We start from the raw sequence: 20,079 nt of genomic DNA, 5'->3' as shown, positions 1-20,079 counted from the left end.
GAGCGGCGGGGGGTTCGAAGCCCTCTGCGGTTGTGCCCCGAGGGCGCGGGGGGGGGTAGCACACAGGGAGGCCCCCGGGGGGCGGGGGGGCGCCGAGGGGGGCCCCCCCCCCCCGTCGCGGGTCTTACTTGATGATCTTGGTGACGCGACCGGCGCCGACGGTGCGGCCACCCTCACGGATGGCGAACCGCAGGCCCTCCTCCATGGCGATCGGCTGGATCAGCTCGACCGTCATCTCGGTGTTGTCGCCCGGCATGACCATCTCGGTGCCGGCCGGCAGGGTCACGACGCCCGTGACGTCCGTGGTCCGGAAGTAGAACTGCGGACGGTAGTTGTTGAAGAAGGGCGTGTGACGACCACCCTCGTCCTTCGAGAGGATGTAGACCGAGCCCTCGAAGTTCGTGTGGGGGGTGATCGAACCCGGCTTCACGACGACCTGACCGCGCTCGACGTCCTCGCGCTTGATGCCGCGGAGCAGCAGACCGACGTTGTCACCGGCCTGGCCCTGGTCGAGCAGCTTGCGGAACATCTCGACGCCGGTGACCGTGGTCTTGGTCGAGTTCGGGCGGATGCCGACGATCTCGATCTCCTCGGACACCTTGACGATGCCGCGCTCCACGCGACCGGTCACGACGGTGCCGCGGCCGGTAATGGTGAAGACGTCCTCGACGGGCATGAGGAACGGCTTGTCGATCTCGCGCTGCGGCTCGGGGATGGCGGTGTCGACGGCGTTCATGAGCTCCATGAGCTTGTCGCCCCACTCGGCGTCGCCCTCGAGCGCCTTCAGCGCCGAGACGCGGACCACGGGGACGTCGTCACCCGGGAACTCGTACTCGGAGAGCAGCTCGCGGACCTCCAGCTCGACGAGCTCGAGGATCTCCTCGTCGTCGACCATGTCGGCCTTGTTGAGCGCCACGACGATGTAGGGGACGCCGACCTGGCGGGCCAGGAGGACGTGCTCCTTGGTCTGCGGCATCGGGCCGTCGGTCGCGGCGACCACCAGGATGGCGCCGTCCATCTGCGCCGCACCGGTGATCATGTTCTTGATGTAGTCGGCGTGCCCGGGGCAGTCGACGTGCGCGTAGTGACGGTTCTCCGTCTGGTACTCGACGTGGGCGATCGAGATCGTGATCCCGCGGGCCTTCTCCTCGGGCGCCTTGTCGATCTGGTCGAAGGCCGACGCCTCGTTGAGGTCCGGGTACTTGTCGTGCAGCACCTTGGTGATCGCCGCGGTCAGCGTGGTCTTGCCGTGGTCGATGTGCCCGATGGTGCCGATGTTGACGTGCGGCTTGGTCCGCTCGAACTTGGCCTTGGCCACTGGGTTCCTCTCCTCGTGGTGTCGCAGTCGTGCGCGAACTCTGGGGTGGGCTTGCTGGGGGGCCGGGCGGGGACGTACCCCGCCCGGCGGGTCACTCGCCGGTCGCCTTGGCGATGTCCACGGCTCGGCTCCGGGATCGCTCCGCGCCTCGGGCCGTGGACGGCCCTGCGGTGCTCACTCTCCCGTCGCCTTCGCGATGATCTCCTTGGCGACGTTCTGCGGGACCTCGGCGTACGAGTCGAACACCATGGTGTAGCTCGCCCGCCCCTGGGTGCGGCTGCGCAGGTCGCCCACGTAGCCGAACATCTCCGAGAGCGGGACCAGGGCCCGGACGACGCGGGCGCCGGAGCGCTCCTCCATCGCCTGGATCATCCCGCGCCGGGAGTTCAGGTCGCCGATGACGTCACCCATGTAGTCCTCGGGCGTGACGACCTCGACGGCCATCATCGGCTCGAGCAGGGCCGGGCTGGCCTTGCGGGCGGCCTCCTTGAAGACCATCGAGCCGGCGATCTTGAAGGCCATCTCGGAGGAGTCGACCTCGTGGTACTGGCCGTCCACCAGGGTGGCCTTGACGCCCACCACCGGGTAGCCGGCGAGGATGCCGTACTGCATGGCGTCCTGGATGCCCTGGTCGACCGACGGGATGTACTCCCGCGGGATGCGACCACCGGTCACGGCGTTCTCGAACTCGTAGGTCGCCGAGTCGCCGCTGACCTCCAGCGGCGCCAGGGTGACCTGGACCTTCGCGAACTGGCCGGACCCACCCGTCTGCTTCTTGTGGGTGTAGTCGTACTTCTCGACGGCCTTGCGGATGGTCTCGCGGTAGGCCACCTGCGGCTTGCCGACGTTGGCCTCGACCTTGAACTCGCGCCGCATGCGGTCGACGAGGATCTCCAGGTGCAGCTCGCCCATGCCGGAGATGACCGTCTGGCCGGTCTCCTCGTCGAGCCGGACCTGGAAGGTCGGGTCCTCCTCGGCGAGCTTCTGGATGGCGGTGCCGAGCTTCTCCTGGTCGCTCTTGGTCTTCGGCTCGATCGCCACCGAGATGACCGGCGCCGGGAAGGTCATCGACTCCAGGATGACCGGGTTCTGCGGGTCGCAGAGCGTGTCGCCCGTGGTGGTCTGCTTCAGGCCGACGACGGCGACGATCTGGCCGGCGCCCACGCCCTCGCGCTCCTCGCGCTTGTTGGCGTGCATCTGGTAGATCTTGCCGATCCGCTCCTTGCGGTCCTTGGTGCTGTTGAGCACCGGGGACCCGGAGGACAGCCGGCCCGAGTAGACCCGGATGTAGGTCAGCTTGCCCAGGTGCTGGTCCGTCTGGATCTTGAAGGCCAGCGCCGAGAACGGCTCGTCCTCGTCGGCGTGCCGCAGCACCTCGGTCTCGCCGTCGAGGGCGGTGCCGACGATCGCCTCGATGTCCAGCGGGCTGGGCAGGTAGTCGACGACCGCGTCGAGCAGCGGCTGGACGCCCTTGTTCTTGAAGGCGGTGCCGGTGAGCACGGGGTTGACCTGCGCGGAGATGGTCGCCTTGCGGATCGCGGCCTTCAGCGTCTCGACGGAGATCTCCTCGCCGCCGAGGTAGGACTCCATGATGGCGTCGTCGGTCTCGGCGACGGCCTCGAGCAGCTTCTCGCGGTACTCGGCGGCCTGGTCGGCGAGCTCGGCCGGGATCTCCTCGACCGAGTAGTCCTCACCCATCGCGGTCTCGCCGCGCCAGGTCAGCGCGCGCATCTGCACCAGGTCGACGACGCCGATGAAGTCGGCCTCGGCACCGATCGGCAGCTGCAGCACCAGCGGATTGGCGCCCAGCCGCTCGACCATCATGTCGACGCAGCGGAAGAAGTTCGCGCCGGTCCGGTCGAGCTTGTTGACGAAGCACATGCGCGGGACGCCGTACTTCTCCGCCTGCCGCCACACCTGCTCGGTCTGCGGCTCCACGCCGGCGACCCCGTCGTAGACGGCGACGGCACCGTCGAGCACCCGCAGCGACCGCTCCACCTCGACGGTGAAGTCGACGTGCCCGGGGGTGTCGATGATGTTGATGTCGTAGCCGTTCCAGGAGCACTTCGTCGCGGCGGACGTGATGGTGATGCCGCGCTCCTGCTCCTGCTCCATCCAGTCCATCGTGGCCGCGCCGTCGTGGACCTCACCGATCTTGTAGTTGATACCGGTGTAGAAGAGGATGCGCTCGGTCGTCGTGGTCTTGCCGGCGTCGATGTGCGCCATGATCCCGATGTTGCGGGTCTTGGCGAGCTGGGCCGCGTTGGTGGCCATCCGTCTCTCCTCTTTGGTTCGGGTCCGCGTGCGGGTGTCCGGGTGGTGGCCCGGAACACCCGCCGGCCGCGGGGGTTGGCGGAGCCAGCCGGGGTGGCACTTACCAGCGGTAGTGCGCGAAGGCCTTGTTGGACTCGGCCATCTTGTGGGTGTCCTCGCGGCGCTTCACCGCGGCGCCCAGGCCGTTGCTCGCGTCGAGCAGCTCGTTCATCAGGCGCTCGGTCATCGTCTTCTCGCGACGGGCGCGGCTGTACTGGATCAGCCAGCGCAGACCGAGCGTGGTGCTGCGGGAGGCGCGGACCTCGACCGGGACCTGGTAGGTCGCACCACCGACGCGGCGGCTGCGGACCTCGAGGGCCGGCTTGACGTTGTCCAGCGCGCGCTTGAGCGTGACGACCGGGTCGGTGTCGGTCTTGGCGCGGCAGCCCTCGAGGGCGCCGTAGACGATCGCCTCGGCGACCGAGCGCTTGCCGTCGACGAGCACCTTGTTGACCAGCTGGGTCACCAGCGGCGACTGGTACACCGGGTCGGCGACCAGCGGGCGGCGCGGTGCGGGGCCCTTGCGCGGCATGTCAGCTCTTCTCCTTCTTCGCGCCGTACCGGCTGCGAGCCTGCTTGCGGTTGCGGACACCCTGGGTGTCGAGCGAGCCGCGAATGATCTTGTAGCGCACGCCGGGGAGGTCCTTCACGCGGCCGCCGCGCACGAGCACCATCGAGTGCTCCTGCAGGTTGTGGCCGACGCCCGGGATGTAGGCGGTCACCTCGATGCCACTGGTGAGGCGGACGCGAGCGACCTTGCGCAGCGCCGAGTTCGGCTTCTTCGGCGTCGTCGTGTACACGCGGGTGCACACGCCACGACGCTGAGGGGAGCCCTTCAGCGCCGGGGTCTTGGTCTTCTCGACCTTGTCCTCGCGGCCCTTGCGGACCAGCTGGTTGATCGTGGGCATGGGTGGCCTGGATCTCCTACCTGCGCTGGGTCGTGCTGTGGACGGTGCTCTGCTGTGCCGGGTGCCGGTCCTGCCGGGGCCGTACCCGCCTCCGGCCGTGGACCACCACCGGTCCCCGCGGTCGGGCGTGTCGCCTTCCCCGGGACCGGCCGGCGAGTCGAACCGGATCGGTCGCCCCCCGCGACTCGGCGCCACCACCTGTCGGCAGGCGCACCGCGAACGGGAGCAGGCCCAGGGCACCCTGGGCACGGCTGACCACGATACCCGCGTGCCGGAGACCGGTCAAAGCCGGGTCCGCCACAGCTCGGCGGGGCGGTCGAGCCCTGTCGACCGGGGGTACGCAGCGGGTCAACGAGGTCCGGGAGGCTGCTGTTCCCGGTCGGACGGACCCGGTGCGGGCCGGGGTGGCGCGACTGTAGCCGCTCCCGGCGGGCATCGGGTGCGAGCCGCTCCGACACCCGGGGCGCCTCCCGGAGCCGCGCGGTTGTCGGACCCTCCCCCTACCGTCGGTGCCAGGACGCCCACCCACCGCCACCGGAGGATCCGTGCACGTCGACCTCGCCCGTGAGCTCAAGGCCCATCTGTCGGCCCGGCTGGCCGGCTCTGCCGAGCCGGTGTCGGCCAGCGCCGCGGGTGGCCCGCGGTGGACGCGCCCGGCCCTGGGCCTGGCGCCCGTCGGCCCGGGGCGGGCACACCTGGCCATCCGCCTGGCGGCCAAGGAGGACGCCGACGTCCTGCTGTCCGGCCTCGACGACGCCGTCCTCGACGAGGTCGACGTGCGGGTCATCGGCGCCGTCCGCGCCCTGTCCTCCCCCACCCCCGGGGACCTGCAGCAGCCGGCCCGTCCGCTGCACCCCGGGCTGTCGGTGGCCCACCCGACGGTGTCGGCGGGGACGCTCGGTGGCTTCGTCCGGGTCGGCGGGCGGCTGGCCATCCTGTCCAACAGCCACGTCCTGGCCGCGAGCGGCGCCGCCTCGGTGGGGGACCCGGTACTGCAACCAGGCCCGGCCGACGGCGGGGAGCCCGCGACGCACCGCGTCGCGACGCTGTCGGCATTCCAGCCGTTCACCGGCGACGGTGCGGGGAACCTGGTCGACGCCGCAGTGGCGGCCGTGGACGCCGAGGTCCCGCTGGAGCCGGGGCGCCTGCCCGGGGGGCCGCTGGGGGTCGAGCCGCTGCAGGTGGACGAGGTCGAGCCCGATGACCGGGTCGAGAAGGTCGGGCGCACCACCGGGCACACGGTCGGGCGGGTCAGCGCCGTGGAGGTCGACGGCGTGACCGTGCAGTACGACCAGGTGCTCCACACCTTCGACGACCAGATCGAGATCGACGGCGTCGCGGGCGGCTTCAGCGCCGGTGGTGACAGCGGTTCGGTGATCTGGCGCAGCGCCGACCGCGCGCCGCTGGGCCTGCTCTTCGCGGGCAGCGAGACCGGCGGGCGGGTCGGCGGCGGGGTCACCTTCGCCAACCCGCTGGCGACCGTGCTGTCGGTCCTGGACCTCCGGTGGGTCGCTTCCTGAGCTGCCGGCCCCGTCCAGGGCACCGCCCCGAGCCTGCGGGCGGTGAGGAGGACGGTGGCCCCCTGCAGGGTCCCGCCCCGAGCGGCCTGCGAGGGGGTGGGTGGCAGGGGGTCCTCCTACTGTCGCGAGGGCCTGATCAGGGGCACCATGGGCGCATGACCGACCGCGCGTCCGCCCGAGCCGCCAAGATCGCCCTCGGCGACAGGCTCGCGGCCGACCCGGGCGTCGTCGGTGTCGGACTGGCCCGCCGGGACAGCGGCTACGTCGTCAAGGTCGACCTGGCCGACGCGCGCGCCGCCGAGCGGGTGCCCCGGGACGTCGACGGCGTCCGCGTGGTGACCGAGGTCGTGGGCGTCGTCCGTCCGCTCTGAGGGCCGGCGGGAGCCGTGTCCGCTCCCCGCTACGGTCGGCGACGGCGCCGACGGTGGCGCCGCCGACCTGAGGAGTGGACGTGCGCATCGGCATCCAGGCCAGCTACAGCGGGGGGTTCCGCGAGACCGCCGCGGAGATCCGCGACCTCGAGTCGGCGGGGCTGGACCTCGCGACGGTCGCCGAGGTCTACACCTTCGACGCCGTCAGCCAGCTGGGCTACCTGGCCGCGGTGACCGAGCGGGTCGAGCTGATGAGCGGCATCTTCCCCATCTACAGCCGCACCCCGGCGCTGACCGCCATGACCGCGGCGGGGCTGGACTACGTGTCCGACGGCCGCTTCACCCTCGGGCTCGGCGCCTCCGGCCCCCAGGTGATCGAGGGCTGGCACGGCGTCCCCTACGACGCCCCGCTGCAGCGCACCCGCGAGGTCGTGGAGATCTGCCGGCAGGTGTGGCGCCGCGAGCGGCTGGTCCACGAGGGCCCCAAGTACACCGTGCCGCTGCCGGCCGAGCAGGGCACCGGCCTGGGCAAGCCGCTGAAGCTGATCAACACGCCGGTGCGCGACCGGATCCCGGTCATGCTGGCCGCCCTCGGCCCCAAGAACGTCGAACTCGCCGCGGAGATCGCCGAGGCCTGGGAGCCGATCTTCTTCATGCCGGAGCGCGCGAGCACGGTGTGGGGCGACGCGCTGGCCGCCGGCAGGGCCAAGCGCGACCCCGCCCTGGGCGAGCTGCAGATCGTCGTCGGCGTGCCGGTCGCCATCGGGGACGACGTGGAGCCGATGCTCGACCTGGTGCGGCCCCAGCTCGCGCTCTACATCGGCGGCATGGGCGCCCGCGGCAGGAACTTCTACAACGACCTGGCCCGGCGCTACGGCTACGAGGACGAGGCCCGGACCATCCAGGACCTCTACCTCGACGGGAAGAAGGACGAGGCGGCCGCCGTCGTCCCCGAGGAGCTGGTGCGCGCGGTCTCGCTCGTGGGGCCGGAGTCGCACGTCGCCGAGCGGGTCGCCGCCTTCCGCGAGGCGGGCGTGACCACGCTGATGCTGCAGCCCCTCGACGAGGGCCGGGAGGCCCGGCTGCGGACGGTCGAGACGATGAAGCGCCTGGTGGGCTGAGGCCGCAGAGCCGTTGCAGGACACGGAAGGGCCCCGCCGACCTGGTGGTCGACGGGGCCCTCTCGTCACTGCCTACCGGGGCTCAGCCCCGCCAGTCGTACTCCTCCAGGCGGACGGCCTCGCCGCTGCCCTGACCGAAGACGTCCGGGCTGTAGTACTGCCCGTCGTCGTACCCGGCCATCGTGTAGACGGCGGCGCGGGCCTCCTCGGTCGGCTCGACCGTGATGTTCCGGTAGCGGCTGATGCCCGTACCGGCCGGGATCAGCTTCCCGATGATCACGTTCTCCTTGAGGCCGAGCAGGCTGTCGCTCTTGCCCTGGATCGCCGCGTCGGTGAGCACCTTGGTCGTCTCCTGGAAGGAGGCGGCCGACAGCCACGACTCGGTCGCGAGCGAGGCCTTGGTGATGCCCATGAGCACCGGGCGGGCCGAGGCGGGCTCGTTGCCCTCGGCGACGACCCGACGGTTCTCGGTCTCGAACAGCGTCCGCTCGACCAGCGCACCGGGGAGGAACTCCGTGGCGCCCGAGTCGATGATGGTCACACGCTTGAGCATCTGGCGGATGATCACCTCGATGTGCTTGTCGTGGATCGACACGCCCTGGCTGCGGTAGACCTCCTGGACCTCGCGCACCAGGTGCAGCTGCACCTCGCGCGGGCCCATGATCCGCAGCACCTCGTGCGGGTCCACCGCACCCTCGGTGAGCTGCTCGCCGACCTCGACGTGCGCGCCGTCGTCGACCCGCAGCCGCGACCGGCGCGACAGCTTGTCGTAGACGACCTCGTCGGAGCCGTCGTCCGGGGTGATGGTGAGCTTGCGGAACTGCTCGCCGTCCTCGATGCGGACGGTGCCGGCCAGCTCGGCGATCGGCGCCTTGCCCTTGGGGACGCGCGCCTCGAAGAGCTCCACCACACGCGGCAGACCGTGGGTGATGTCCTCACCCGCGACACCACCGGTGTGGAAGGTGCGCATCGTCAGCTGGGTGCCGGGCTCACCGATCGACTGGGCGGCGATGATGCCGACCGCCTCGCCGACGTCCACCAGCTTGCCGGTCGCGAGCGAGCGGCCATAGCAGGTGGCGCAGGTGCCGAGCAGCGACTCGCAGGTCAGGACGCAGCGGACCTTCACCTCCGAGACACCGGCGTCGACCAGCTGGCTGATCAGCACGTCGCCGAGGTCGGAGCCGGCCTGGGCGATCAGCGTGCCGTCCTCGGCCGTCACGTCGGCGGCCAGGGCACGGGCGTAGACGCTGGTCTCCGCGTGCGGGTCCCGGGTGAGCACGCCGTCCACCGAGGTGGCGATCGGCATGATCACGCCGCGGTCGGTGCCGCAGTCCTCCTCGCGGATGATGACGTCCTGGGAGACGTCGACCAGCCGGCGGGTGAGGTACCCGGAGTCCGCGGTGCGCAGCGCCGTGTCGGCCAGACCCTTGCGGGCACCGTGCGTGGAGATGAAGTACTCCAGCACGGACAGACCCTCCCGGAAGTTGGCCTTGATGGGCCGCGGGATGATCTCGCCCTTCGGGTTCGCCACCAGACCGCGCATACCGGCGATCTGGCTGATCTGCATCATGTTGCCCCGGGCGCCCGAGTTCACCATGACCCAGACCGGGTTGGTGGTCGGGAAGTTGTCCACCATCGCCTGGCTGACCTCGGCCCGCGCGCGGGTCCAGATCTCGATCAGCTCGCCGCGACGCTCGGCGTCGGTGATGACGCCGCGCTCGTACTGGCGCTCGATCTGCCGGGCCTCGGCCTCGTGCCGGTCGAGGATCTCCTGCTTGGCCGGCGGGGTCACGACGTCGTCGATGGCGATCGTGACGCCCGAACGGGTGGCCCAGCGGAAGCCGGCCGACTTGAGGGCGTCCAGCGTCGCCGCGACCTGCACCTTGGGGTAGCGCTCGGCGAGGTCGTTGACGATCGCCCCGAGCTCCTTCTTCGGCACCTGGTAGTTGACGAAGCGGTAGTCCTCGGGCAGGGCCTCGTTGAACAGCACCCGGCCGAGGCTGGTCCGCACCAGCGCCGGCTGACCCGGCGTCCAGTCCGCAGGCTGCTCCCACGGCTCGTTGACCTTGCCGTTGTCGACGCCGAAGACCTCGTCGAGGCGGATCAGCGCCCGCTCCTGCAGGCCCAGCGCGCCCTTGTCGAACGCCATGATCGCCTCGGCGGTCGAGCCGTAGGCCGCCGGCTGGCCGCCGTCGGCCTCGTGCCGGCTGGGCACCAGGGTCGTCAGGTGGTACAGGCCGAGCACCATGTCCTGCGTCGGCGCGGTGATCGGACGACCGTCGGCCGGGCTCAGGATGTTGTTCGAGCTCAGCATCAGGATCCGGGCCTCGGCCTGCGCCTCGGCCGACAGCGGCAGGTGCACCGCCATCTGGTCACCGTCGAAGTCGGCGTTGAACGCGGTGCAGACCAGCGGGTGGATCTGGATGGCCTTGCCCTCGACCAGCTGCGGCTCGAAGGCCTGGATGCCCAGGCGGTGCAGCGTCGGCGCACGGTTCAGCAGGACCGGGTGCTCGGTGATGACCTCCTCGAGCACGTCCCAGACGACCGGCCGCGCGCGCTCCACCATTCGCTTGGCGGACTTGATGTTCTGCGCGTGGTTGAGGTCGACCAGCCGCTTCATGACGAAGGGCTTGAACAGCTCCAAGGCCATCTGCTTGGGCAGGCCGCACTGGTGCAGCTTCAGCTGCGGGCCGACGACGATGACCGACCGGCCGGAGTAGTCGACGCGCTTGCCGAGCAGGTTCTGGCGGAACCGGCCCTGCTTGCCCTTGAGCAGGTCGCTCAGGGACTTCAGGGGCCGGTTGCCCGGGCCGGTGACCGGCCGGCCGCGACGGCCGTTGTCGAACAGCGCGTCCACGGACTCCTGCAGCATCCGCTTCTCGTTGTTCACGATGATCTCGGGGGCGCCGAGGTCGAGCAGCCGCTTGAGCCGGTTGTTCCGGTTGATGACGCGGCGGTACAGGTCGTTCATGTCGCTGGTGGCGAAGCGGCCACCGTCGAGCTGCACCATCGGGCGCAGGTCCGGCGGGATGACCGGCACGCAGTCGAGCACCATGCCCATGGGCGAGTTGCGCGTCTGCTGGAACGCCGCGACGACCTTGAGCCGCTTGAGGGCCCGCAGCTTGCGCTGGCCCTTGCCGCTGCGGATGGTCTCGCGCAGCGAGGCGGCCTCGGCGTCGAGGTCGAAGTCGGCGAGCAGCTTCTGCAGCGCCGCGGCGCCCATGCCGCCCTCGAAGTACTCACCGAAGCGGTCCCGCAGCTCGCGGTAGAGACCCTCGTCGGCGATGAGCTGCTTGACCTCGAGCTTGCGGAAGGTGTCGAGCACCTCCTCGAGGCGGTCGATCTCCCGCTGGGCGCGGTCGCGCAGCTGGCGCATCTCGCGCTCGCCGCCCTCGCGCACCTTGCGGCGGACGTCGGACTTGGCGCCCTCGGCCTCGAGCTCGGCGAGGTCGGCCTCCAGCTTCTGCTGGCGGGCCTCCACGTCGGCGTCGCGGCGGCTCTCGAGGTTGTGCTTCTCCGCGCTGATCTCGGCCTCGATGGTCGGGAGGTCGCGGTGGCGCGTCTCGTCGTCGACCGAGGTGATCAGGTAGGCCGCGAAGTAGATGATCTTTTCGAGGTCCTTGGGCGCCAGGTCGAGCAGGTAGCCCAGGCGCGAGGGGACGCCCTTGAAGAACCAGATGTGGGTGACCGGCGCGGCCAGCTCGATGTGGCCCATCCGCTCACGCCGCACCTTGGCGCGGGTCACCTCGACGCCGCAGCGCTCACAGATGATGCCCTTGAAGCGGACGCGCTTGTACTTGCCGCAGTAGCACTCCCAGTCCCGCGTGGGACCGAAGATCTTCTCGCAGAAGAGACCGTCCTTCTCCGGACGCAGGGTGCGGTAGTTGATGGTCTCGGGCTTCTTCACCTCACCGTGCGACCACTGGCGGATGTCCTCGCCACTGGCCAGACCGATGCGGAGCTCGTCGAAGAAGTTGACGTCGAGCACTGAGTGGACCCCTTTCCCGGGGACTCGTTACTGCACTTCTTGCTGATGGTCTTGGGTGGCGCCGGCCGGCCCCGGTGCTCGGGGCCGGCCGGCGGCCGATCACACGTCCTCGACGGACGACGGCTCGCGGCGGGACAGGTCGATGCCCAGCTCCTCCGCGGCCCGGAAGACCTCGTCGTCGGTGTCCCGCAGCTCGATCGCCTGGCCGTCGCCGGAGAGGACCTCGACGTTCAGGCAGAGCGACTGGAGCTCCTTGAGCAACACCTTGAACGACTCCGGGATGCCCGGCTCGGGGATGTTCTCGCCCTTGACGATCGCCTCGTACACCTTGACGCGGCCGAGGATGTCGTCGGACTTGATGGTGAGCAGCTCCTGCAGCGCGTAGGCCGCGCCGTAGGCCTGCATCGCCCAGCACTCCATCTCACCGAAGCGCTGCCCACCGAACTGCGCCTTACCACCCAGCGGCTGCTGCGTGATCATCGAGTAGGGGCCGGTCGACCGGGCGTGGATCTTGTCGTCCACCAGGTGCAGCAGCTTCAGGATGTAGACGTAGCCGACCGAGATCGCCTCGGGGAAGGGCTCCCCGGAGCGGCCGTCGAACAGCCGCGCCTTGCCGGTGGGCTGCACCATCCGGTTGCCGTCGCGGTTCGGGATCGTCGAGCTGAGCAGGCCGACGATCTCCTCCTCGCGGGCACCGTCGAACACCGGCGTCGCCGTGCGGGTGCCCGGGTCGGCGGCACGCGCGGCGTCGGGCAGGTTGGCCGCCCACTCCGGGGTGCCCTCGACCTGCCAGCCGGACTTGGCCACCCACCCGAGGTGGGTCTCCAGCACCTGGCCGACGTTCATCCGGCCGGGGACGCCCAGCGGGTTCAGCACGATGTCCACCGGGGTGCCGTCCTCGAGGAACGGCATGTCCTCCTGCGGCAGGATCTTCGCGATGACGCCCTTGTTGCCGTGGCGTCCGGCGAGCTTGTCGCCGTCGGAGATCTTGCGCATCTGGGCGACGTAGACCCGGATCAGCTCGTTGACGCCGGCGGGCAGCTCGTCGCCGTCCTCCCGGGAGAACACCCGGACGCCGATGACCTTGCCGGACTCACCGTGCTTGACCTTCAGCGACGTGTCGCGGACCTCGCGGGCCTTCTCACCGAAGATCGCCCGCAGCAGCCGCTCCTCGGGGGTCAGCTCGGTCTCGCCCTTCGGCGTGACCTTGCCGACGAGGATGTCGCCGGGGACGACCTCGGCACCGATGCGGATGATGCCGCGCTCGTCCAGGTCGGCGAGGACCTCCTCGGAGACGTTCGGGATGTCCCGGGTGATCTCCTCGGCGCCGAGCTTGGTGTCCCGCGCGTCGACCTCGAACTCCTCGATGTGGATCGAGGACAGGACGTCGTCCTGCACGAGGCGCTGCGACAGGATGATCGCGTCCTCGTAGTTGTGGCCCTCCCACGGCATGAAGGCGACGAGCAGGTTCTTGCCCAGCGCCATCTCACCCTGGTCGGTGCACGGCCCGTCGGCGATGACCTGGCCGGCCTCGACCCGCTGGCCCTCGTCCACGACGGGGGTCTGGTTGATCGAGGTGCCCTGGTTCGAGCGGCGGAACTTCAGCAGCCGGTAGGTCTGCCGGGTGCCGTCGTCGGCCATGACGGTGACGTAGTCGGCGGTGGAGTCCTCGACCACACCGGACTTCTCGGCCACGACCACGTCGCCGGCGTCGACGGCGGCACGCAGCTCCATGCCGGTGCCGACCAGCGGCGCCTCGCTGCGCAGCAGCGGGACGGCCTGACGCTGCATGTTCGCGCCCATGAGCGCACGGTTGGCGTCGTCGTGCTCGAGGAACGGGATCATCGCCGTCGCGACCGAGGTCATCTGCCGCGGCGAGACGTCCATGTAGTCGACCTGCTCGGGCGACAGGTAGTCGACCTCGCTGCCCCGGGTGCGGACCAGGACGCGCTCCTCGGCGAAGCGGCCCTGGGCGTCCAGCGGCGAGTTGGCCTGGGCGACGACGAAGCGGTCCTCCTCATCGGCGGTCAGGTAGTCGATCTGGTCGGTGACGACGCCGTTCTCGACCCGGCGGTACGGGGTCTCGATGAAGCCGAACGGGTTGACCCGGCCGTAGGCCGACAGCGAGCCGATCAGGCCGATGTTCGGGCCTTCCGGCGTCTCGATCGGGCACATCCGGCCGTAGTGGCTCGGGTGCACGTCGCGGACCTCCATGCCGGCCCGCTCACGGGACAGACCACCCGGGCCCAGCGCCGACAGGCGGCGCTTGTGGGTCAGGCCCGCGAGCGGGTTGGTCTGGTCCATGAACTGGGACAGCTGGCTGGTGCCGAAGAACTCCTTGATGGAGGCGACGACCGGCCGGATGTTGATCAGGGTCTGCGGCGTGATCGCCTCGACGTCCTGGGTGGTCATCCGCTCGCGGACGACGCGCTCCATGCGGGAGAGGCCGACCCGGATCTGGTTCTGGATCAGCTCGCCGACGGTGCGCAGCCGCCGGTTGCCGAAGTGGTCGATGTCGTCGACGCCGTGGTCGGGCTCGCCCGCGTGCAGGCGCACCACGTACTCGATGGTGGCGACGATGTCGTCCTCGGTCAGCGTCAGCGTGCCCTGGGGGACGTCGACGCCGAGCTTCTTGTTGACCTTGTAGCGGCCGACCTTGGCCAGGTCGTAGCGCTTGCCGTTGAAGAACAGGTTCTCCAGCAGTGCCTGGGCGCTCTCCCGCGTCGGCGGCTCGCCCGGCCGCAGCTTGCGGTAGATGTCCAGCAGCGCCTCGTCCTGCCCGGCGATGTGGTCCTTCTCGAGGGTGGCCAGCACCGTCGGCGACCACTGGAAGTGCTCGCGGATGCGGTCCTCGGTCCAGCCGAGCGCCTTGAGCAGCACGGTGACCGGCTGCCGGCGCTTGCGGTCGATGCGGACACCGACGGTGTCGCGCTTGTCGACGTCGAACTCCAGCCACGCACCACGGCTGGGGATGACCTTGGCGCTGAAGACGTCCTTGTCGGAGGTCTTGTCCAGGGTCTTGTCGAAGTAGACGCCCGGGCTGCGGACCAGCTGCGAGACGACGACGCGCTCGGTCCCGTTGATGACGAAGGTGCCCTTGCTCGTCATGATCGGGAAGTCGCCCATGAACACCGTCTGGCTCTTGATCTCGCCGGTGGTGTTGTTCATGAACTCCGCGGTGACGAACAGCGGCGCCGCGTAGGTCATGTCCTTGTCCTTGCACTCCTCGAGGGAGGCCTTCACGTCCTCGAAGCGCGGGTTGGAGAAGGACAGCGACATCGAGCCGCTGAAGTCCTCGATCGGGGAGATCTCCTCGAGGATCTCGGCGAGGCCGCCGACGGCGTCGGCCTGCTCCTCGGGCGAGAGGGTCGCCCGCCACGTCGGGCTGCCGATCAGCCAGTCGAACGAGGCGGTCTGCAGGGCCAGGAGGTCCGGCACCTCGAGCGGCTCGGAGATCTTGGCGAACGAGACGCGCAGCGGCGCGCCCGGGATCTTCTGCTGGTCGGCCTCGCCGGTGCGGGGGCCGGCCTGGGGGGCCTGCTGGATCTTGCCGGTGGAACCTGACTCGGTGGTGCCGGGGTTGATGCTGGTGGGGCGAGAGCCTGCCAAGATGCGTCCTTCCAAGGACCTCACGACGTGCGGGCGGTGGGTGCTTGATCGTCCTGGGTCGTCGTCGGTAATGGCGGGGCTGCCCGCATTCATCCTGCCCGGACGGTCGACGGGCGTCCGGAGAACGGGTCCCCCGGGCACCCCAGGCGACCCGTCTCGGCGGGCAAGCAGTCAGGGGGCAGCGCAACAGAGAACCCTACCCCTGCTGGAGCGGGCTGTCCACGTCGGGGGTCCGCCCGCGAGGGGGACCACACCCGGCAGGGGCAGCCGGCCGGCGGGGCCGGGTCGGACCGTCTGTGACGGCCCGCCCATGATGCCAGTCCCGGGGCGGCCGTGGGGCAACCACGCCGCGCGCGTCGGGGCCGGACGGCGCCCGCGGCGGGCCGTCCAGCCGGTGGCGAGGAGGGCCAGCCCGATGTTCTCCCGGGCCCGTCGGGTCCGCGTGCACGATCGCGCCCTCGGGGGTGACCGTGCACTCCGCACCGGTGGCCCCCCGGACCGGGGGACGCACCGACGGCGCAGGGGCCGCCCTCCGGGTGGAGGACGGCCCCTGCGGGTCGTGCGAGGTGGTGCATCACCCGGCGAGCGCCGGGTGGGGGTCACGTGACGCGTGACGTACCCGGCGTCGGAACCGCCGGGTACTGGGTCACTTGACGGTGACGGTGGCGCCGGCGCCCTCGAGAGCGGCCTTGGCCTTCTCGGCGGCGTCCTTCGCGACCTTCTCCAGGACCGGCTTCGGCGCGCCGTCGACCAGGTCCTTGGCCTCCTTGAGGCCGAGCGAGGTCAGGCCGCGCACCTCCTTGATGACCTGGATCTTCTTGTCGCCGGCGCTCTCGAGGATGACGTCGAACTCGTCCTGCTCCTCGGCGGCGGGGGCACCGCCGTCGCCACCACCGGCCGGGGCGGCGGCCGCGACGGCGACCGGGGCAGCGGCGGTGACCTCGAAGGTCTCCTCGAACTGCTTCACGAAGTCGGACAGCTCGAGCAGCGTCATCTCCTTGAACGCGTCGAGCAGCTCCGCGGTGGACAGCTTGGCCATGATCTCTCCTTCTGGGGTCAGTCGGTGCTGGCCGCGGCGTCCGCGGCGGCGGTTTCTTCGGTGGCCTCGGCGGCCGTGGTGGTGTCAGCAGCAGCGGTGTCGTCCGCGGCGGAGTCGGCGCCCTCGGCGGGCTTCTTCTCCTGCAGCGCGGCGGCCAGCCGGGCGACCTGCGACAGGGGGGCCTGGAACAGACCCGCGGCCTTGGACAGGTTGCCCAACATCGCGCCGGCCAGCTTGGCCAGCAGGACCTCGCGCGGCTCGACGTCGGCGAGGGCGGTGACCTCGGCGGCGCCGACCGTGCGGCCCTCGACCACGCCGCCCTTGACGACGAGCAGCGGGTTGGTGCGCGCGAAGTCACGGATGGCCTTGGCGGCGTTCACCGGGTCGCCCTCGATGAAGGCGATCGCGGTCGGGCCGTTGAGCAGCGGCGCGAGGTCGGCGAACCCGACCTGCTCCGCGGCCCGCTTCGTCAGGGTGTTCTTGACGACGGCATAGCTGCTGCCCTCACCGAGGGAACGGCGCAGCTGGGTCAGCTGGGCCACGGTCAGCCCGCGGTACTCGGTGAGCACCGCCGCGCTGGACGACTGGAACCGCTCGGTGATCTCGTCGATCACCGCGGCCTTCGCCTGCGTGGGCATGGGCCTCCTCTCGTCTGTCGGGCGGACCGCCGGCCGGTGCACGACGGCGGGCGATCAACCGGCCCTGGAGACGAGGAACGCCCCGGCGCAGGCGCACGGGGCGAGGGACGCGGGCGCGGAGCGCCCCGTCGATCGAACCGTCCTCCTGCGCGGGCCGCCCGGGATCCGGGACCTTCGATCGCACGCGGACGTGCGACGACCAGCGGTCTTGGGGGGAACGGGTACCAGCGTACGCGATGGGACCGCGCCGCCGGTAGCCGGCCAGGTCGTAGGACGAAGGTCGGGTTGAGCAGCCGACACGGCCGTCCGAGCATCACCTCCCCGGGCGACACAGGCCCGGCGGGAGGCGGGAGAGGCGGCCATGTCCCGATCGCGAACGGTCCTGTCGGCGGTGGTCCGGATCCTGGTCGTCGCCGTCGTCCTGGCCGTCCCCGTCGTCACCGCGTCCCCGGCGTCTGCGGCGGTCACCGTCTCCCGGGACCAGCTCGAGGGCAGCACCCTGCGGATCGAGGGGCAGGCGGTCGGGAACCGCGCCATCACCGTGGACGGCGTCACCATGGGCACGAGCGACAGCGGCGGGCGCTTCCGCATCTCACGCAGCTCGTACACGCCACCTGGCGACTGCACCGTCGACGTGAACGACGGCTCGACGGGGGCGACCACCGTCCGGTTGTCCGGTTGCACGGTCACCGCGACCCCACCCCCGGCGGCGATGCTGCCGGACACCGCGGACCTGGGACCCTTCACGGTCGGCGCCCAGCTGGGCACCACGGTGGTCGACCTCGCGAATGCGGTGGGCCCGACCCGCTGGCAGATCACCGCCGGCACCCTCCCGAACGGCCTGTCGCTGGTCGTCCCCGAGCCGGCCGGCCGGCCGGCTCCGGTGGAGAACCAGACGTACGCGGAGATCCGGGGCACGCCGACCACCGCGCAGACCACCACGGTGACCTTCCGGGCGACGGACGCGAACGGCCTGACCGCGACGCGCACCTACAGCGTCCGCGTCGGCCCGGCGCTGCCTCTCGCGATCACCCCGCAGCAGTGGCTCCCCACGAGCGTGGGCGAGTTCCGCAACCTGTGGATCGACGGCAGTGGTGGACTGCGGCCGTACCGCTGGGCGGTCACCGAGGGAACTCTGCCGCCGGGGATGTCGCTCGTCCAGGACGACCCCGACGGCCCGTCCGTCCGCATCGGCGGCACCCCGACGACCGCCGGGGACTTCAGCTGGACCCTGCAGCTGACGGACGCCCAGGCCGCGACGGTCAACCGGACGTTCGGCGTCACGGTGCAGCCACCGACGGCACCGGCCCCGGAGCCGACGCCGACGCCCGCTCCCGAGCCGGCACCGGTGGCCGTCTCGATCTCGTCGCTGGCGCTCACGCCCACCAGCGTGACCGGCGGGACCTCCTCGACGGGCACGGTGGCGATCAACACACCGGCACCCTCGGGGGGCAGCGACGTGATCCTGTGGAGCGGCAACCCCCAGGTCGCCTCCGTGCCCGCCACCGTGACGGTCCCGTCCGGCGCCACGAGCGCGACGTTCCCCGTAGCGACCACCACCGTCGCCTCGAGCACCACCGTGCGGATCGAGGCGACCTACTCTGGCACGCTGGTCGCTGACCTCACCGTCACCCCGGCCTCCGCGCCGACGCCCGCCGACACGGTGTCCATCGGCCGGGCGGAGTACGACTCGGACAAGCGTCAGCTCCGGGTCGAGGCCACGAGCTCCGGCTCCGGGGCGACGCTGCGGGTCCACGTGACGAGCACGGGCGCGCTCATCGGGACCCTGTCGGGGGGCGGCGGCCAGTTCTCGGTGACCACGAACCCGCAGAGCATCACCGTCCGGAGCAGCCTCGGCGGGTCCGCGACCCGCACGGTGACGGCGAGGTAGCAGCAGGACGCACGAGGGCCCCGCAGCGCGTGCGCTGCGGGGCCCTCGTGCGGGCGGGTCTGGCCTATGCGGTGGTCTCGTCCACCGTCAGGTTGCGGGTGCGGTTCGGGTCGACCGGGATGCCCGGGCCCATGGTGGTGGAGATGGTGACCTTCTTCAGGTACCGGCCCTTGGCGGCGGCCGGCTTGGCCCGCAGGACCTCGTCCAGCGCCGCGGCGTAGTTCTCCACCAGCTTGGTCTCGTCGAAGGAGGCCTTGCCGATCACCAGGTGCAGGTTGGCCTGCTTGTCCACGCGGAAGTTGATCTTCCCGCCCTTGATGTCGTTGACCGCCTTGGTGACGTCGGGGGTCACCGTGCCGGTCTTCGGGTTCGGCATCAGGCCGCGCGGGCCGAGGATGCGGGCGATCCGGCCGACCTTGGCCATCTGGTCCGGGGTGGCGATCGCGGCGTCGAAGTCCAGGAAGCCGCCCTGGATGCGCTCGATCAGGTCGTCCGAGCCGACGACGTCGGCGCCGGCGGCCTCGGCCTCGGCGGCCTTGTCACCGGTCGCGAAGACGATGACGCGGGCGGTCTTGCCGGTGCCGTGCGGCAGGTTGACCGTGCCGCGGACCATCTGGTCGGCCTTGCGCGGGTCGACGCCCAGGCGCATGGCCACCTCGACGGTGGCGTCGTAGGCCGTCGGAGACGTCTCCTTGGCCAGGCTCGCCGCCTTCAGCGGGGAGTACAGGGTGTCGCGGTCGACCTTCGCGGCGACCTCGCGGTACTTCTTGCCGTGCTTCGCCATGGTGGTGTCCTCTCCCCCGGCACTCCGGCCGGGAGTCGTGTGGTGCACGGGCCTGGCGCGGCCCTCCCACAGGTGCTCAGAACGGGTCCGGTGCGGACCCGGGTGGTGCAACGCCGGTCAGGTGCCGGCGACTTCCTCAGCCCTGGACGGTGATGCCCATCGACCGGGCGGTGCCGGCGATGATCTTCTCGGCCTCGTCGAGGGAGTTGGCGTTGAGGTCGGCCATCTTGGTCTGGGCGATCTCGCGGACCTGGTCGCGGGTGACGGTCGCGACCTTGGTCTTGTGCGGCTCGCCGGAGCCCTTCTCCACACCGGCCGCCTTGAGCAGCATGCGCGCCGCGGGCGGGGTCTTGGTGACGAAGGTGAACGAGCGGTCCTCGTAGACCGAGATCTCGACCGGGATCACGTTGCCGCGCTGCGACTCCGTGGCGGCGTTGTAGGCCTTGCAGAACTCCATGATGTTGACGCCGTGCTGGCCCAGCGCCGGACCCACGGGCGGGGCGGGCGTGGCCGCACCGGCGTTGATCTGGAGCTTGATGACCGCGGTCAACCGCTTCCTGGGGGGCATGACTTCCTTCT

At 70.9% G+C, this 20,079-nt stretch carries 14 protein-coding genes; 4 read left to right on the top strand and 10 right to left on the bottom strand.

From position 1 onward, the window contains the following. Window positions 1-124: 124 nt before the first annotated feature. The 4 genes from tuf to rpsL form a co-directional block, all read right to left on the bottom strand. Window positions 125-1,318 carry an elongation factor Tu gene (gene tuf, locus ACI78Z_RS14070; RefSeq protein WP_012950484.1) on the bottom strand — a complete coding sequence of 398 codons (1,194 nt, stop codon included), beginning with the start codon at window positions 1,316-1,318 and terminating at the stop codon, window positions 125-127. 174 nt (window positions 1,319-1,492) lie between these two features. After that, a complete protein-coding gene (fusA, locus tag ACI78Z_RS14065; RefSeq protein ID WP_457037154.1) occupies window positions 1,493-3,592 on the bottom strand; it encodes an elongation factor G in 2,100 nt (699 codons plus the stop codon). A gap of 100 nt (window positions 3,593-3,692) precedes the next feature. Continuing rightward, complete coding sequence (rpsG, locus tag ACI78Z_RS14060; RefSeq protein ID WP_091213426.1) at window positions 3,693-4,163, bottom strand: 30S ribosomal protein S7; 471 nt, start codon at window positions 4,161-4,163, stop codon at window positions 3,693-3,695. A gap of 1 nt (window position 4,164) precedes the next feature. Next, window positions 4,165-4,539, bottom strand: coding sequence for a 30S ribosomal protein S12 (gene rpsL, locus ACI78Z_RS14055; protein ID WP_012950487.1), 375 nt, complete (start codon window positions 4,537-4,539; stop codon window positions 4,165-4,167). Window positions 4,540-5,084: 545 nt separating this feature from the next. Between rpsL and ACI78Z_RS14050 the strand changes: the two genes are divergently transcribed. From ACI78Z_RS14050 to ACI78Z_RS14040, 3 genes are all read left to right on the top strand, one after another. After that, entirely contained in the window at window positions 5,085-6,059 is a 975-nt protein-coding gene (locus tag ACI78Z_RS14050) for a hypothetical protein (RefSeq protein WP_457037153.1), read from the top strand. A gap of 155 nt (window positions 6,060-6,214) precedes the next feature. Beyond that, window positions 6,215-6,430 carry a hypothetical protein gene (locus ACI78Z_RS14045; protein WP_457037152.1) on the top strand — a complete coding sequence of 72 codons (216 nt, stop codon included), beginning with the start codon at window positions 6,215-6,217 and terminating at the stop codon, window positions 6,428-6,430. Between the two features lie 80 nt (window positions 6,431-6,510). Then, complete coding sequence (locus ACI78Z_RS14040; protein ID WP_457037151.1) at window positions 6,511-7,551, top strand: LLM class F420-dependent oxidoreductase; 1,041 nt, start codon at window positions 6,511-6,513, stop codon at window positions 7,549-7,551. Window positions 7,552-7,633: 82 nt separating this feature from the next. Here the strand turns inward: ACI78Z_RS14040 and ACI78Z_RS14035 are convergent, their stop codons facing one another. From ACI78Z_RS14035 to rplJ, 4 genes are all read right to left on the bottom strand, one after another. Then, a complete protein-coding gene (locus ACI78Z_RS14035; RefSeq protein WP_457037150.1) occupies window positions 7,634-11,539 on the bottom strand; it encodes a DNA-directed RNA polymerase subunit beta' in 3,906 nt (1,301 codons plus the stop codon). A 99-nt stretch (window positions 11,540-11,638) separates the two neighbouring features. Beyond that, the gene (rpoB, locus tag ACI78Z_RS14030) at window positions 11,639-15,148 is read right to left on the bottom strand and encodes a DNA-directed RNA polymerase subunit beta (protein WP_457037149.1); all 3,510 of its coding nucleotides are present in this window, start codon (window positions 15,146-15,148) and stop codon (window positions 11,639-11,641) included. 646 nt (window positions 15,149-15,794) lie between these two features. Continuing rightward, window positions 15,795-16,187, bottom strand: coding sequence for a 50S ribosomal protein L7/L12 (gene rplL, locus ACI78Z_RS14025; protein WP_457037148.1), 393 nt, complete (start codon window positions 16,185-16,187; stop codon window positions 15,795-15,797). A gap of 17 nt (window positions 16,188-16,204) precedes the next feature. Then, complete coding sequence (gene rplJ / locus ACI78Z_RS14020) at window positions 16,205-16,825, bottom strand: 50S ribosomal protein L10 (protein WP_457037147.1); 621 nt, start codon at window positions 16,823-16,825, stop codon at window positions 16,205-16,207. 361 nt (window positions 16,826-17,186) lie between these two features. On the opposite strand from rplJ, the gene ACI78Z_RS14015 reads away from it, so the two are divergent. Then, window positions 17,187-18,716 carry a putative Ig domain-containing protein gene (locus tag ACI78Z_RS14015; protein ID WP_457037146.1) on the top strand — a complete coding sequence of 510 codons (1,530 nt, stop codon included), beginning with the start codon at window positions 17,187-17,189 and terminating at the stop codon, window positions 18,714-18,716. Window positions 18,717-18,780: 64 nt separating this feature from the next. On the opposite strand, the gene rplA is transcribed toward ACI78Z_RS14015, so the two are convergent. Both rplA and rplK read right to left on the bottom strand, forming a co-directional pair. Further along, window positions 18,781-19,500, bottom strand: a complete 720-nt coding sequence (gene rplA, locus ACI78Z_RS14010; RefSeq protein ID WP_457037145.1) for a 50S ribosomal protein L1 — start codon at window positions 19,498-19,500, stop codon at window positions 18,781-18,783. 136 nt (window positions 19,501-19,636) lie between these two features. After that, entirely contained in the window at window positions 19,637-20,068 is a 432-nt protein-coding gene (gene rplK / locus ACI78Z_RS14005) for a 50S ribosomal protein L11 (RefSeq protein ID WP_091446692.1), read from the bottom strand. Window positions 20,069-20,079: the final 11 nt, after the last annotated feature.

The sequence above is a fragment of the Geodermatophilus sp. SYSU D01176 genome (assembly GCF_054050015.1).
Note: the sequence above shows the minus strand (reverse complement) of the source record. Positions and strands in the feature narration are given on the sequence as shown.